The sequence below is a fragment of the Flavobacterium ginsenosidimutans genome, assembly GCF_037478105.1.
GTDB lineage: Bacteria > Bacteroidota > Bacteroidia > Flavobacteriales > Flavobacteriaceae > Flavobacterium > Flavobacterium ginsenosidimutans.
Map to the genome: position 1 here is coordinate 2,544,727 of NZ_CP147988.1, position 12,655 is coordinate 2,557,381.

General features: G+C 32.9%; 15 protein-coding genes. 12 read left to right on the forward strand and 3 right to left on the reverse strand.

Annotation, left to right across the window (positions count from 1 at the left end; all coding sequences use genetic code 11):
- Nucleotides 1-51: 51 nt before the first annotated feature.
- From V6624_RS11175 to V6624_RS11185, 3 genes are all read left to right on the forward strand, one after another.
- A complete protein-coding gene (locus V6624_RS11175; RefSeq protein WP_239455677.1) occupies nt 52-501 on the forward strand; it encodes a hypothetical protein in 450 nt (149 codons plus the stop codon).
- Between the two features lie 84 nt (nt 502-585).
- Nucleotides 586-1,605, forward strand: a complete 1,020-nt coding sequence (pheS, locus tag V6624_RS11180; RefSeq protein ID WP_111287355.1) for a phenylalanine--tRNA ligase subunit alpha — start codon at nt 586-588, stop codon at nt 1,603-1,605.
- A 79-nt stretch (nt 1,606-1,684) separates the two neighbouring features.
- A complete protein-coding gene (locus V6624_RS11185; protein WP_111287353.1) occupies nt 1,685-2,092 on the forward strand; it encodes a hypothetical protein in 408 nt (135 codons plus the stop codon).
- A gap of 129 nt (nt 2,093-2,221) precedes the next feature.
- Here the strand turns inward: V6624_RS11185 and V6624_RS11190 are convergent, their stop codons facing one another.
- From V6624_RS11190 to V6624_RS11200, 3 genes are all read right to left on the reverse strand, one after another.
- A complete protein-coding gene (locus V6624_RS11190) occupies nt 2,222-3,217 on the reverse strand; it encodes an NAD(P)H-dependent glycerol-3-phosphate dehydrogenase (protein WP_111287351.1) in 996 nt (331 codons plus the stop codon).
- 342 nt (nt 3,218-3,559) lie between these two features.
- Nucleotides 3,560-4,717, reverse strand: coding sequence for an iron-containing alcohol dehydrogenase (locus V6624_RS11195; protein ID WP_111287349.1), 1,158 nt, complete (start codon nt 4,715-4,717; stop codon nt 3,560-3,562).
- A gap of 399 nt (nt 4,718-5,116) precedes the next feature.
- Nucleotides 5,117-5,887, reverse strand: coding sequence for a type 1 glutamine amidotransferase domain-containing protein (locus tag V6624_RS11200; RefSeq protein ID WP_162614964.1), 771 nt, complete (start codon nt 5,885-5,887; stop codon nt 5,117-5,119).
- Between the two features lie 85 nt (nt 5,888-5,972).
- Here V6624_RS11200 and V6624_RS11205 point away from each other — a divergent pair, with 85 nt between their 5' ends.
- The 9 genes from V6624_RS11205 to V6624_RS11245 all read left to right on the forward strand — a co-directional run bounded on the left by V6624_RS11205 (nt 5,973) and on the right by V6624_RS11245 (nt 12,649).
- Nucleotides 5,973-6,878, forward strand: coding sequence for a LysR family transcriptional regulator (locus V6624_RS11205; RefSeq protein ID WP_111287345.1), 906 nt, complete (start codon nt 5,973-5,975; stop codon nt 6,876-6,878).
- Nucleotides 6,879-6,922: 44 nt separating this feature from the next.
- The gene (locus V6624_RS11210) at nt 6,923-7,279 is read left to right on the forward strand and encodes a PKD domain-containing protein (RefSeq protein WP_111287343.1); all 357 of its coding nucleotides are present in this window, start codon (nt 6,923-6,925) and stop codon (nt 7,277-7,279) included.
- Between the two features lie 113 nt (nt 7,280-7,392).
- Nucleotides 7,393-8,085, forward strand: a complete 693-nt coding sequence (locus V6624_RS11215) for an NUDIX hydrolase (protein WP_111287341.1) — start codon at nt 7,393-7,395, stop codon at nt 8,083-8,085.
- A 74-nt stretch (nt 8,086-8,159) separates the two neighbouring features.
- On the forward strand, nt 8,160-8,993 hold the full coding sequence (gene prs / locus V6624_RS11220; RefSeq protein ID WP_111287339.1) for a ribose-phosphate diphosphokinase: 834 nt from the start codon (nt 8,160-8,162) through the stop codon (nt 8,991-8,993).
- The gene (locus V6624_RS11225) at nt 8,990-9,517 is read left to right on the forward strand and encodes an NADAR family protein (protein ID WP_111287337.1); all 528 of its coding nucleotides are present in this window, start codon (nt 8,990-8,992) and stop codon (nt 9,515-9,517) included. Before prs ends, V6624_RS11225 begins: the two co-directional genes overlap by 4 nt.
- 48 nt (nt 9,518-9,565) lie before the next feature.
- Complete coding sequence (locus V6624_RS11230) at nt 9,566-10,114, forward strand: RNA 2'-phosphotransferase (protein ID WP_338841789.1); 549 nt, start codon at nt 9,566-9,568, stop codon at nt 10,112-10,114.
- Between the two features lie 19 nt (nt 10,115-10,133).
- Entirely contained in the window at nt 10,134-10,973 is an 840-nt protein-coding gene (locus V6624_RS11235) for an ADP-ribosylglycohydrolase family protein (RefSeq protein WP_338841790.1), read from the forward strand.
- A gap of 2 nt (nt 10,974-10,975) precedes the next feature.
- On the forward strand, nt 10,976-11,707 hold the full coding sequence (locus tag V6624_RS11240; RefSeq protein ID WP_338841791.1) for a metallophosphoesterase family protein: 732 nt from the start codon (nt 10,976-10,978) through the stop codon (nt 11,705-11,707).
- A 3-nt stretch (nt 11,708-11,710) separates the two neighbouring features.
- Nucleotides 11,711-12,649: an ADP-ribosylglycohydrolase family protein gene (locus V6624_RS11245; protein ID WP_338841792.1), complete on the forward strand. Its 939-nt coding sequence runs from the start codon at nt 11,711-11,713 to the stop codon at nt 12,647-12,649.
- The last annotated feature ends 6 nt before the right edge of the window (nt 12,650-12,655 follow it).

Here is a 12,655-nt window from a genome sequence, read left to right on the forward strand (position 1 = left end):
AAGCCTCATTATGCTTGTTTTAATTGTCGAAAGACCTTTAAAAGAAGATTGATGGTTGATGTGAAAAAAGGAGAAACATCGGTTTTTGAAGCCAAATGCCCGCAATGCGGAGAATTTATGGCAAATATGGGACTAGATTTTGAATCACCTAAAAAAGACGATGTCAAAAAGTGGGAACATATTAAAAGTTTGTTTTCTGTAGGTATTACATTTCACTCCTGCAGTTGCAGTGGGCCAGGCTATATTCCGAATTCTAAAGAAAAATTAGTGGAATATTTTGAAGGGATAAAAAAAAGATATCTTGAAAATATGGGCTTTTGGCGCACTAGAATCGAACCAACGAATAAACAAGAAAAAGAACGGGATTTAAATAAAAATTGGAATAAACTAAGCAGTATTTCTTCTAATTACAAAAAGGAAATAGTAACCAATCAGAAAGGTTTAGATTATTGGCATGTAAAGATTAAACAAGTTGAAGAAAAGTTAAATCTGATAAAATAATTTACAGAAAACCTAAAACTGCGACGGTGACCGCACACTTTCAACTAAAAACACTAAATTTGTACTCTCAATTATCGAAGGAAAATGATAGATAAGATTAAACAGCATATAGAGGAAGCTAAAGCCTTTAATGAGAAAAATAAAGAATCGTTAGAACAATTCCGTATTAAATATTTAGGAAGTAAAGGTTTGTTGAAAGAACTTTTTACCGAATTTAAAAATATTCCAAACGACCAAAAAAAGGATTTTGGACAAGTAATCAATACTTTAAAAGCCGTTGCTGAAGAGAAAGTAAGAGTTATTCAGGAAGAACTTGAAAGCAAAGAGGAATCTAAAGGCGTTTTTGGTGATTTAACACGTTCAGCAGAACCAGTAATTATTGGTTCTCGCCATCCTATTTCTATCGTTAAAAATCAGATTATAGATATTTTTGCTAATATCGGATTCAACGTATCTGAAGGTCCAGAAATCGAAGACGACTGGCATAACTTTACGGCATTGAATTTACCAGAATATCACCCAGCGCGTGATATGCAGGATACATTTTTTATTCAGACAAATCCAGATGTTTTATTGCGTACGCATACATCATCGGTTCAGGTGCGTTATATGGAAAATCATAAACCGCCAATCCGTACGATTTCTCCAGGACGTGTTTTCCGTAACGAAGCGATTTCATCTCGTTCGCACTGTATTTTCCATCAAGTGGAAGGATTATACATTGATAAAGATGTTTCTTTTGCCGATTTAAAACAGACTTTGCTTTATTTCACTAAAGAAATGTTTGGAAAATCTAAGATTCGTCTTCGTCCATCATATTTCCCATTTACAGAACCAAGTGCTGAGATTGATATCTATTGGGGATTAAAAACAGAAACTGATTACCGTATCACAAAAGGAACAGGTTGGTTAGAAATTGGTGGCTGCGGAATGGTAGATCCAAATGTTCTTAAAAACTGCGACATCAATCCTGAAGAGTATAATGGTTTCGCTTTCGGAATGGGAGTAGAGCGAATTGCAATGCTTTTATACCAAATTGGCGATATCCGTATGTTCTATGAAAACGATGTTCGTTTCTTAGAGCAGTTCAAAGCAAATATTTAAAAATAAAGTTATTAGTAAATAGTGATTAGTGAGAAGTTTTCTTTCTAATCACTATTTACTTTTTACTAATTACTAGATTATGAAAAAAGATATAATAATTCCAGAAGTCGAAAACGTATTTCTTGCCGCAGTGCAGGAATGGAGCGACGATTTTATGGAAAAAGTATGGTACGCTTATTTAGTTAATGACAGCGATTTTAATTTAGACAGCGTAATGGTGGTTTCGAAAGCTTTTGGAACTATTGACGGCGAAATGAAAAAAACGTCAATTCTGCGTCATGCTTTTGTTGAGGTTCCTTCTGTCTCTGTTGTAAAAATAGAATTGGTAGAAAAAAGCCTTTTAGCACTTAACAACGAATTCATGGTGACTTTCTTCATTGGAAATACTTTGTACGATAAGAAGTTCATTTTTAAAGCCAATTCTCTTGACGAAAATAAAACGGAAGAAGTGCCGATTTTGTTTGTTGAAGGAATTATGGTGAAATAGTTTTCAGTCGCAGTCGCAGTATTCAGTTTAAAATTGAAATTAAGCGTTAAAATAAAAAAGTCCGAAAAAATATTTTTTCGGACTTTTTATTTTATTGTAACTGATCACTAAAAACTGACCACTGAATACTTAATCCAAAGATTCAGTCAATTTCTTGAAAACCGTTTTAGCATCTTTTCCTTCGTATAAAACAGCATAAACAGCGTCTATAATTGGCGTTTTCGCTCCGTAACCTTGATTTAGTTTATAGGCACTTTTTGTTGCGTAATAACCTTCGGCAACCATACTCATTTCCATCATGGCACTTTTTACGGTGTAACCTTTTCCAATCATATTTCCGAACATTCTATTTCTAGAGAAAACAGAATATCCAGTAACCAATAAATCGCCCAAATAAGCTGAATCATTGATGTTACGTTTCATTTTATGCACTTTTCGAATGAATTTCTTCATTTCACGAATCGCGTTACTCATTAAAACGGATTGGAAGTTGTCGCCATAACCTAAACCATGAGCAATTCCGGCAGCGATAGAGTAAATGTTTTTTAGCATTGCAGCATATTCAGTACCGATAATATCGTCTGAGATTTTGGCTTTGATATAATTTCCAGAAAGTGTTTTAGCTACAGTTTTAGCTTTATCAGGATCACCGCAAGCAATTGTCAAGTAGGAAAGTCTTTCTAAGGCAACTTCTTCTGCATGGCACGGACCTGTAATTACTCCAATATTGTAATATGGAATGTCGTATTGAATATGGAAATGTTCTCCAACAATTAAACTAGTTTCAGGAACAATTCCTTTAATAGCAGAAAAAATAATTTTATCTGATAAAGAAACCGTCATGTTTTTTAATTCGGCATCTAAGAAAGCAGATGGAATTGCAAAAATGATATAATCTGCATATTCTATCGCTTCGTTTATATTGTTGGTTAATTTGAGTTTTTTGGTATCAAATTCAACAGAACTTAAGTAGTTCGGATTGTGTTTGAATTTCTCGATATGCTCGATAGCGGCATCATTGCGCATGTACCACGAAATTTCAGAAAGATTTACACATAACATTTTTGCAATTGCCGTTGCCCAGCTTCCACCACCAATCACTGCAAATTTTAAATTTTCGCTCATTATTTTAATAATTTAAAACAAAAGTACTTAATAATGTGCTAATAAAGCAAAACCTGATTTAAGAAATTTTGAAAAGACACTTTAATAGCAATGACTTTCAAGATGTTTAAGTTTAAAAATGTTTTTTTAAATGCTGTACAATAAAATAAATCGTTGTGCGTTATAACATTTTATAAATTAGAATTTTAATGAATTTAGAAAAAATTGAGTTAGTTAGTTTTGTTTTAGTATTTTGAAAAGGCGTTCCTAAATTTATTAAGAACGCCTTTTTTATTTTTAGTTTTCAGTCACAGTGCCAGTTTTCAGTTATATGCAAAACGGTAATGTCGCTGAATACTCCGATTAATATGAAAGTTCAACAATTGATCTTACTTTATCTAAAGTCACTAATTGATTTTCTCCTAAACCTTTCCAGCCTCTTTCTTCAAAACGATTTACGATAAAATCTGCTGTATTTGAATATTCCTTTGTATATTGAGAAAGTTTCGTGTCCATTCCCATTTTATGGAAAAATTCTACGGTTTTGTTGATCGCTTCTTTCGCCACTTCTTCGTCAGAACCAGTTAAGTTAAAGATTCTTCTTCCGTATTGCGCTAGTTTTGCTTTTTTAGTTTCAAACATTACATGGTATAAACTTGGGCCAATAATCGCCAAAGTTCTTGCGTGATCAATTTCGTAAAGCGCTGTCAATTCGTGACCAATCATGTGAGTTGCCCAATCACTTGGAACACCTTTTTGGATTAATCCGTTTAAAGCCATTGTACAGCTCCACATAAAATTAGAAGCCAAAGTGTAATCAGTTGGGTTTTCTACGATTCCAGGACCAACTTCAATTAAAGTCTGAAGAACACCTTCGGCAATTCTATCTTGAAGAAAAGCATCAGTTGGATACGTTAAATATTGTTCCATAACGTGTGTGTAAGCATCTACAACACCATTTTCGATTTGTCTTTTTGGTAAAGACGAAATTACTGTCGGATCACAGATTGAAAATTGAGGAAATAAAGCGCTTCCGCCAGAAGATAATTTTTCTTGAGTTGCTTCAATTGTTACCACATATCCAGAATTCATTTCACTTCCTGTTGCCGGTAGCGTTAAAACAGTTCCAAATGGCATTGCATTTTCTTTAATCAAAATACGTTTCTGCAAAATGTCAATCGGATTTCCTTCATAATGAACAGCGCCCGAAATAAATTTCACGCCATCAATTACAGATCCGCCACCAACAGCCAAAATAAAGTCGATTTTTTCAGCTTTGATCACATCAACAGCTTTCATTAAAGTTTCAAATCTCGGATTTGGTTCAATTCCGCCAAATTCTACAATTTCAAAACCTTTAAGATTATTGATTACTTGATCGTAAATTCCGTTTTTAAATATACTTCCGCCTCCATAAGCCAAAAGCACTTTTGCGTCTTTTGGAACTAAAGTCGAAAGTTTTTCAATTTGTCCTTTTCCGAAAACTAAATTAGTCGGATTGTATAATTCAAAGTTGAGCATGATTTTTTTTAGAGTTTCTAAGATGCTAAGATTCTAAGAGATTAAGTTTTTTTAACTTGATCTTAGAATCTCAGCATTTGTTTATATTAATTTTGATGATCTATAATATTGAAAGAATCATAGATTATTGTTTTCCAAGATTTCGATTATTCTTACGTAATTTGGATATTGTTTCAATCTAATATATTCCAATAATGTTTTTTTAGGATATTCGGAAATCCAAAGCTCTATACTATCAGAAAGGTCATGATAATTTGTTTCATGAAGTTTTTCATATAAATCCAACATCTTAAATAATGAAGATTCTTCATTTATTAAAAATTCAGATTCACAATCTTCTAATGTTTTCTTAAATTGATTGTAGTATTGTACTTTAGTTTCTTTCAAAATAAACTATAATTATTTTTTACCATTAAGCTCTAGTAACAACTTGCCAGCTACCAATTTAGATGAAGCTGGATTTTGTCCTGTAATTAAAAGTCCGTCTTCAACTGCATACGGTTGCCAGTTTGGACCTTTAGAAAAAATTCCTCCATTTGATGCCAAAGCATCTTCCAATAAAAATGGAACTACTTTAGTTAAACCAACTGCTTCTTCTTCTTCATTTGTAAAACCAGTTACTTTTTTACCTTTTACTAAATATTCCCCTTTTACTTTTACGTTTTTCAAAACAGCAGGTGCGTGACAAACAAAAGCTACTGGTTTATTGTGCGTGTAAAAAGATTCGATTAAAGCGATTGAACTTTTATCTTCAACTAAATCCCAAAGCGGACCGTGACCTCCTGGATAAAATACAGCGTCGTAATCTTTTTGGTTAACTGTAGAAAGCTTCAAAGTATTTTTTAGCTTTTCCTGTAAAACCTTATCAGCGTCAAAACGTTTTGTGTCTTCAGTAGCTGAAGCTGGATCGGCACTTTTTGGATCAATTGGCGGCTGACCTCCAAGCGGAGATGCAATTGTAATTTCAACGCCTTGATCTAATAATTCATAGTAAGGTGCAGCAAATTCTTCTGACCAAAATCCTGTTTTTTCTCCTGTATTGCCCAGTTTATCATTACTGGTAACAACAAATAATACCTTTTTCATACTCTTTTTGTTAGATTTTTGAGCTTCAGCAGAAATGCTTACAGCTGTAAATGCAGTTATTGCGAATAGTGCTATTTTTTTCATAATTTTAAATTTTGAACAAATTTACGGCTAAAGTGATATCAGTAAAAATAAAATAAACTATGTTTGTTATAAATAAATTTATGACATGGTAAATCTAGAATGGTACAGAACTTTTAAGGCAGTTTACAAAAACGGTAATTTTTCAGTGGCTGCGAAGGAATTATTTATGAGCCAGCCTGCGGTTAGTCAGCAGATATCAATGCTTGAAGCACACGTGGGAAATAAATTGTTTAATCGGAAATCCAAAGGAGTAGAGCCGACCGAATACGCTAAGTTACTGAATAATCTGATAATAGATGCGTTAGAAAGACTTGAAAATGTAGAAACTAGTTTTAGAACTAAAGCAGAAGATGCAAATCGATTAATTTCTGTTGGTGTTTCGCAGCATCTTTTTAGTTGTATTGGTAATCTTTTGATTTCAAAGTTCGAATTGATCGATTTTACTTTCGCCGAAAACGACGCTTTATTTGAATTAGTAGATTCTAAAAAACTTGATTTTGCAATTGTCACGAAAGGTTATGAAACTTTCGATACCAAATATGAAGTGGTTGGAAAAATCAAACTGATAATGGTTGCGCCAACTAGTTTAGATATTACCGATTTCCGTCACAAATTAAAAGCAGACAATTATACAGAAATCGAACAATGGCTGAATGAGCAAAAATGGTATAGCCATGATGCACGAATTCCGCATATAAAATTATTCTGGCTTCATGCCTTTAATAAAAAAAGACCATCTATGGTGCCAAATTATATTATTCCTTCAGAATCTGAAATGCTGAGATTATTGTCTAAGAATGAAGGAGTAGCGATAACTTGGAATTGTAATGCAAGAAAATTGATAAAAGAGAATAAACTGCAATTGGTATGGAATAGTTTTCATGTACCAGAACAATTTGTGTATTTATTGACTGCAAAAAATAGCAATACGAACTCGTTTTTTGAGACGATTTCAAAAGAATTAAAACTGTTTTTCGGTAATAGATTGTAGTAAAAATTCTATATATTTAAGGTGTTAATTTAAAAATATCAGTTATGAAAAGAATTGCAATGTTTTTAATCTTATTTACAACCTTATTTACTGGTAATTCGTGTAGCAAGAGTGATGCTGAAGATGTGGTAGATTGTTTGGCCGAAGCAGTTTATATCAAATTGCATAATTCTACAGATGCTACAAACCCGAAATTGATGAATTATTCTGTTGAATATTCTGGAACAGGAACTCTAAGTTCTGTAAAATGGAATTTTGGTGACGGAACAACAGGAACAGGAACAACGGTTACTCATACTTATGCAGCTGCTGGAGAATACACAGCAACAGCCGAAGTAACAATTAAAAAAGATGGATCAGAATGTACTTCAAGCCCAAAACGAACTGTTACAATAGAGTAGAGAAGAACAGAAAGAAAAAAAATATCAGAGAGTCAATTATGTGATTTATGCTTGTGCATTTGATCACAAAATTGGCTCTCTTTCTTTATATTTGTTTGATAGGATTTTTAAATATGGAAAAATTGCAAAATATTAGAATTGCTGTAGATGCTATTGTTTTTGGTTACAAAAGCAGTGGTTTGTGTGTTTTATTGATTGAACAGCAATTTGGCTCTTCCGAAAAATATTGGGCTTTGCCAGGCGGTTTGGTTAAAGATGAAGAATCATTAAACGATGCCGTTATTCGTGAATTGCATGAAGAAACCAATGTGCAATTAACTTTTATGGAACAATTGTACACTTTTGGAGATGATATTCACAGAGATTCTAGAAACCGAGTTATTTCGGTTGCGTATTATGCTTTGGTCGATGCTTCAAATTTAGAAATCAAAGCCGACACAGATGCAGAAAGAGTACAATGGTTTAAAATAGATGAAATTCCGCCTCTGGCATTCGATCATAATTTGATTTTAGAAAAAGGTATTGAGAGATTAAAAGCAAAATTGACTTACGAACCAATTGGTTTTGATTTACTTCCAGAAGAGTTTTTATTTTCAGATCTTGAAAACCTTTATTGCACCCTTTTAGAAAAAGAAATTGATCGAAGAAACTTCAGAAAGAAAATACTTAGTTATGGTATTTTAGAAGAAACAGAAAAATTTTCACCAATAAAAACGGGCCGTCCGGCAAAACTTTTTAAGTTTAATAAGTTGAAATATAACGAGTTAATTAAAAAAGGCTTTCACTTCGAAATAAAGTTTGCGTAATTTTTACACAAAATAAATTGTTTATTTAAAATTAAATTCTACATTTGCGTATAATTAACGCAAACTAAAAAACTATGATACTAAATCTCGACCCAAAATTCACTCCATTTCAAAATCAGGAAGAAATTAAATTTCAAAGTTTTACTTTCTCTGGAGGAGAACCACACATTAAAATCAATCCAGATTTTGATCGTAATCAGAAAATAACAATTACGCATAGATTAAATTCATTCAACGATTTAGGATTATTGTGCATTACAGTTGATGCTTTACGCAGAATGGATGTTAAAATCATCGATCTTTTTATTCCGTATTTTCCAGCTGCAAGACAAGATCGTGTTATGATTCCTGGCGAGCCTTTATCTGTAAAAGTGTATGCAGATATTATTAATGCAATGCAATTGAAAAAAGTTTTTGTTTTTGATGCGCATTCAGAAGTTACTCCAGCTTTATTGAATAATAGTACTGTGATTCCGAACTATACTTTTATCAAAGAAGTTCTAGAAAATATCGGAAATAATGTAAAACTAATTTCTCCAGATGGCGGGGCTTTGAAAAAAATCTACAAAGTTTCTGAGTTTTTAGGCGGTGTTGAAGTGGTAGAATGCAGTAAAAGTCGTGATGTAAAAACGGGAAAATTATCTGGTTTTAAAGTTTACGAAGATGATTTGGAAGGAATGGATTGTTTAATTGTAGATGATATCTGCGACGGAGGAGGAACTTTCGTAGGATTAGCTGAAGAATTAAAAAATAAAAATGCAGGCAAATTATACTTAGCGGTAAGCCACGGAATTTTCAATAAAGGTTTTGAAGTTTTAGATTGTTTCGATAAAATTTTCACAACCAATTCAGTAAAAGATTTTGAAGACCAAAGCGTTGTTCAAATCAAATTAGATCAATTAATATGAAATACAATATAGGAGATGTAGTTCCGGAAAGTAAGTTTTTATTTTTCTGGGGACATCAACCCGATAAAAGCGGAAAAATTACCAAAACCTGTTTCAGTCAGTGGTGGTTAAGTTCTTTTAAAGTAGATAAAGTTACTTATAAAACTGCCGAACACTGGATGATGGCCAAAAAAGCAGAATTGTTTCAAGATCAGGAAATTTTAGAAAAAATCCTTGAAGCCGATTCTCCTGCAGAAGCTAAGAAACTAGGTCGTGAAGTGAGAAATTATGATGACAAAGTCTGGTTAGAAAACCGATATGAAATCGTAAAAGAAGGAAACTATCACAAATTCAGTCAAAATGCTGATTTGAAAACTTTCTTACTAAACACTAAAGAACGAGTTATTGTTGAGGCAAGTCCCGTAGATCCAATTTGGGGAATCGGAATGGCAAGTGACCACAAAGATGTTTTAAATCCGAAAGCTTGGAAAGGATTGAATCTTTTAGGTTTTGCTTTGATGGAAGTTCGGGATGAATTAAAATAATTAGAAATTATAAAAAAAAAGATGTTCAATAGGAACATATCATAGGTAATGAATGAACAAATAGCAAAGAGTGTCAGCAAGTTTTTGAGCTTGGTGCTCAGACATTCGCCAGAAAAAATCGGATTAAAACTAGACGAAAATGGTTGGGCAGATGTTGACGAATTAATAGAAAAATGTACTAAAAAAGGGAATCGTCTCGATGCTGAACTTTTAGATTACGTAGTAGAAAATAACGATAAAAAGCGTTTTGCTTATAACGAAGATAAAACCAGAATCCGTGCAAGTCAGGGACATTCGATTTCAGTTGAATTGAATTTAGCAGAAACAGAACCTTTAGAATATCTGTATCACGGAACTGTTGGAAAATTCATGGAAAACATTCAGAAAGAGGGCTTGAAAAAAATGAGCCGTCAGCATGTACATCTTTCCAAAGACAAAGAAACCGCAACAAAAGTGGGAAGTAGAAGAGGTGTTCCGCAAATTTTAACCGTTAGAAGCGGAGCAATGCACAGAGACGGATTTAAATTTTATTTGTCTGAAAACAATGTTTGGCTTACAGATGAAGTTCCAGCAAAGTATATCGAATTCAAATCTTAAATAATCAAAAGTAACAATTATGATTTTAGAAGCAGCAATAGGCGATGCATACGGTGCGGGTTTTGAATTTAGAGATTTAGATTTTATTTCTAAAAACAACAATCTGACTCAGTATGATAAACACGGAATGTATACAGAGATTTACAAAAAATATACCGATGATACTCAAATGGCAATTGCGATTTCAGAATTGCTTTTAGAAGATGATAATTGGAATGAGATTAAAGTAGCAGATAAGTTTGTTGAGGTATTTCATAGAGATAAAAGACGCGGTTATTCAGACCGAGTTTACAATGCTTTAGATGCCAGTAAAAATGGCTCCGATTTTATCAAAATAATCGATAATGGAAGCAGTGGAAATGGCTCTGCCATGAGAGCATATTCAATTGGACATCTTAAAGATATCAAACAAATACTCGAGTTCTGTGAGATTCAGGCGAAAACTTCACATAATACAGTTGAAGGAATAAGCTGTGCTAAACGTATTGCGCTGGCAGTTCATTATTTTAAATATAATCTTGGTGATGGATCTACTTTGATAGATTTTTTAAACGAGGCTTTAAGGGAGAATGAAAATTATAGAATTACTTCTCCAATTGATATGCATGGATATCCAACCACGCAAGCTGTAATTAAAATGGTTTCTGAAGTTGTTTCTATGAAAGATTGCTTAAAAACAGGAATTAGTTATGGTGGAGACACTGATACAGTTGCAGCATTGTCTATGGCAATTTTAAGTCAGAAGCAAAATTGTGAGAAGACATTGCCTTTGTTTCTATATGAAGAGTTGGAAAATGATAAATTCGGAAAAGATTTTCTCATAAAACTGGATGTAGCTCTGAATAACAAGTTTAGTTAATCATGAAAAGAACCTTAGTTTTTGGAGATATTCACGGCGGATTAAAAGCTTTAATTCAGTTATTAGAAAGAATTGATTGTTCAGAAAATGACCGATTTGTTTTTCTGGGAGATTATGTTGATGGCTGGAGCGAATCGAAACAATTAATTGATTTTCTTATTGAATTATCCCAAAAACAAGAATGCATTTTTATAAAAGGAAACCATGATGCCTGGTGTCAAGAATGGTTAGAAAAGGATGTTATAAATGATATTTGGTTCTTGCACGGAGGAAAATCGACTATTGAAAGTTATGCCAATATTGATCTTTCAGAAAAAGAAAAGCATCGTCTTTTTTTTAGCTCGATGAAAGATTATTTTGTAGACGAAAATAACAATTTGTTCATTCACGCTGGTTTTTCATCGATGCACGGTCCAGACAAAGAACATTACAAAACCAATTATTCATGGGATAGAACATTGTGGGAAATGGCTTTGACGATGGATAAAAGAATTCAGAAAGATTCGCTTTCTTATCCAAAACGATTACTGCTTTTTAATGAAATTTATATCGGTCACACACCGACACTTCATTATGATGTCGAAATCCCGATGCAAGGATGTAATGTTTGGAATATTGATACTGGAGCAGGTTTTTATGGAAAATTAACCTGCATAGAAGTTGAAACGAAAGAATTTTGGCAGAGCGATGTCGTACAGACATTTTATCCTAACGAAAAAGGAAGAAATAAGTAAAAAATGAAAAACACAATAGAATCTGGTTTATTTGGATTAGCGGTTGGTGATGCATTGGGCGTTCCAGTCGAATTTCAATCCAGAGCTTATTTAAAAGAAAATCCAGTTACTGAAATGTTTGGTTTTGGAACACATCATCAGCCAATAGGAACCTGGAGCGACGATAGTTCTCTTGCTTTTTGTTTAGCAGAAAGTTTGTGTGCAGGTTATGATTTAAATGATATTGCTAAGAATTTTGTAAAATGGTATTCTGCAGATTTGTGGACACCACACGGACAAGTTTTTGATATTGGAATCGCAACTAGAAATGCAATTCTTAATATTGCTAAAGGACATCAGCCTGATTTATGTGGAGGATTTTCTGAAAGCGATAACGGAAATGGTTCATTAATGCGTATTTTGCCATTGGTTTTTTATCTTCAAAAAGAAAATGATATTGAAGTTATTTACCAAAAAGTAAAAGAAGTTTCGTCTATTACGCACGCACATTTCAGATTGGTATTTGCTTGTTTTATTTACGTAATATATTGTTTGGAAATTCTTAAAGACAAAGATAAATTCGAAGCTTATAAAGATATGCAGTTCGTTCTTTCTCAGTTTTTGAAAGATAAAAGTTTTAATTCTGTTGAAATAGGATTGTTTGATAGAATTTTAAAAAATGATATTTCTAAGTATAATGAAAACGAAATACATTCTTCGGGTTATGTGCTTCATAGTTTAGAAGCAAGCTTTTGGTGTTTTCTGAATACGGATTCTTATAAAGAAACTGTTTTAAAAGCAGTCAATTTAGGGCAAGACACAGATACAACAGGTGCAATTGCGGGAGGATTGTCAGGAATTTATTTCGGACTTGAAAATATCCCTCAAAAATGGATTAATAATTTAGCTAGAGTAAAAGATATAAAAGATTTGACAGATCGATTGTCTATTAAATATAAATAAAAAAAA

Excerpts from the sequence above, each read along its gene's own strand:
- V6624_RS11175 (WP_239455677.1), top strand. The coding sequence starts at position 52 with ATGGTTGATGTGAAAAAAGGAGAAACATCGGTTTTTGAAGCCAAATGC.
- pheS (WP_111287355.1), top strand. The coding sequence starts at position 586 with ATGATAGATAAGATTAAACAGCATATAGAGGAAGCTAAAGCCTTTAAT.
- V6624_RS11185 (WP_111287353.1), top strand. The coding sequence starts at position 1,685 with ATGAAAAAAGATATAATAATTCCAGAAGTCGAAAACGTATTTCTTGCC.
- V6624_RS11190 (WP_111287351.1), bottom strand. The coding sequence starts at position 3,217 with ATGAGCGAAAATTTAAAATTTGCAGTGATTGGTGGTGGAAGCTGGGCA.
- V6624_RS11195 (WP_111287349.1), bottom strand. The coding sequence starts at position 4,717 with ATGCTCAACTTTGAATTATACAATCCGACTAATTTAGTTTTCGGAAAA.
- V6624_RS11200 (WP_162614964.1), bottom strand. The coding sequence starts at position 5,887 with ATGAAAAAAATAGCACTATTCGCAATAACTGCATTTACAGCTGTAAGC.
- V6624_RS11205 (WP_111287345.1), top strand. The coding sequence starts at position 5,973 with ATGGTAAATCTAGAATGGTACAGAACTTTTAAGGCAGTTTACAAAAAC.
- V6624_RS11210 (WP_111287343.1), top strand. The coding sequence starts at position 6,923 with ATGAAAAGAATTGCAATGTTTTTAATCTTATTTACAACCTTATTTACT.
- V6624_RS11215 (WP_111287341.1), top strand. The coding sequence starts at position 7,393 with ATGGAAAAATTGCAAAATATTAGAATTGCTGTAGATGCTATTGTTTTT.
- prs (WP_111287339.1), top strand. The coding sequence starts at position 8,160 with ATGATACTAAATCTCGACCCAAAATTCACTCCATTTCAAAATCAGGAA.
- V6624_RS11225 (WP_111287337.1), top strand. The coding sequence starts at position 8,990 with ATGAAATACAATATAGGAGATGTAGTTCCGGAAAGTAAGTTTTTATTT.
- V6624_RS11230 (WP_338841789.1), top strand. The coding sequence starts at position 9,566 with ATGAATGAACAAATAGCAAAGAGTGTCAGCAAGTTTTTGAGCTTGGTG.
- V6624_RS11235 (WP_338841790.1), top strand. The coding sequence starts at position 10,134 with ATGATTTTAGAAGCAGCAATAGGCGATGCATACGGTGCGGGTTTTGAA.
- V6624_RS11240 (WP_338841791.1), top strand. The coding sequence starts at position 10,976 with ATGAAAAGAACCTTAGTTTTTGGAGATATTCACGGCGGATTAAAAGCT.
- V6624_RS11245 (WP_338841792.1), top strand. The coding sequence starts at position 11,711 with ATGAAAAACACAATAGAATCTGGTTTATTTGGATTAGCGGTTGGTGAT.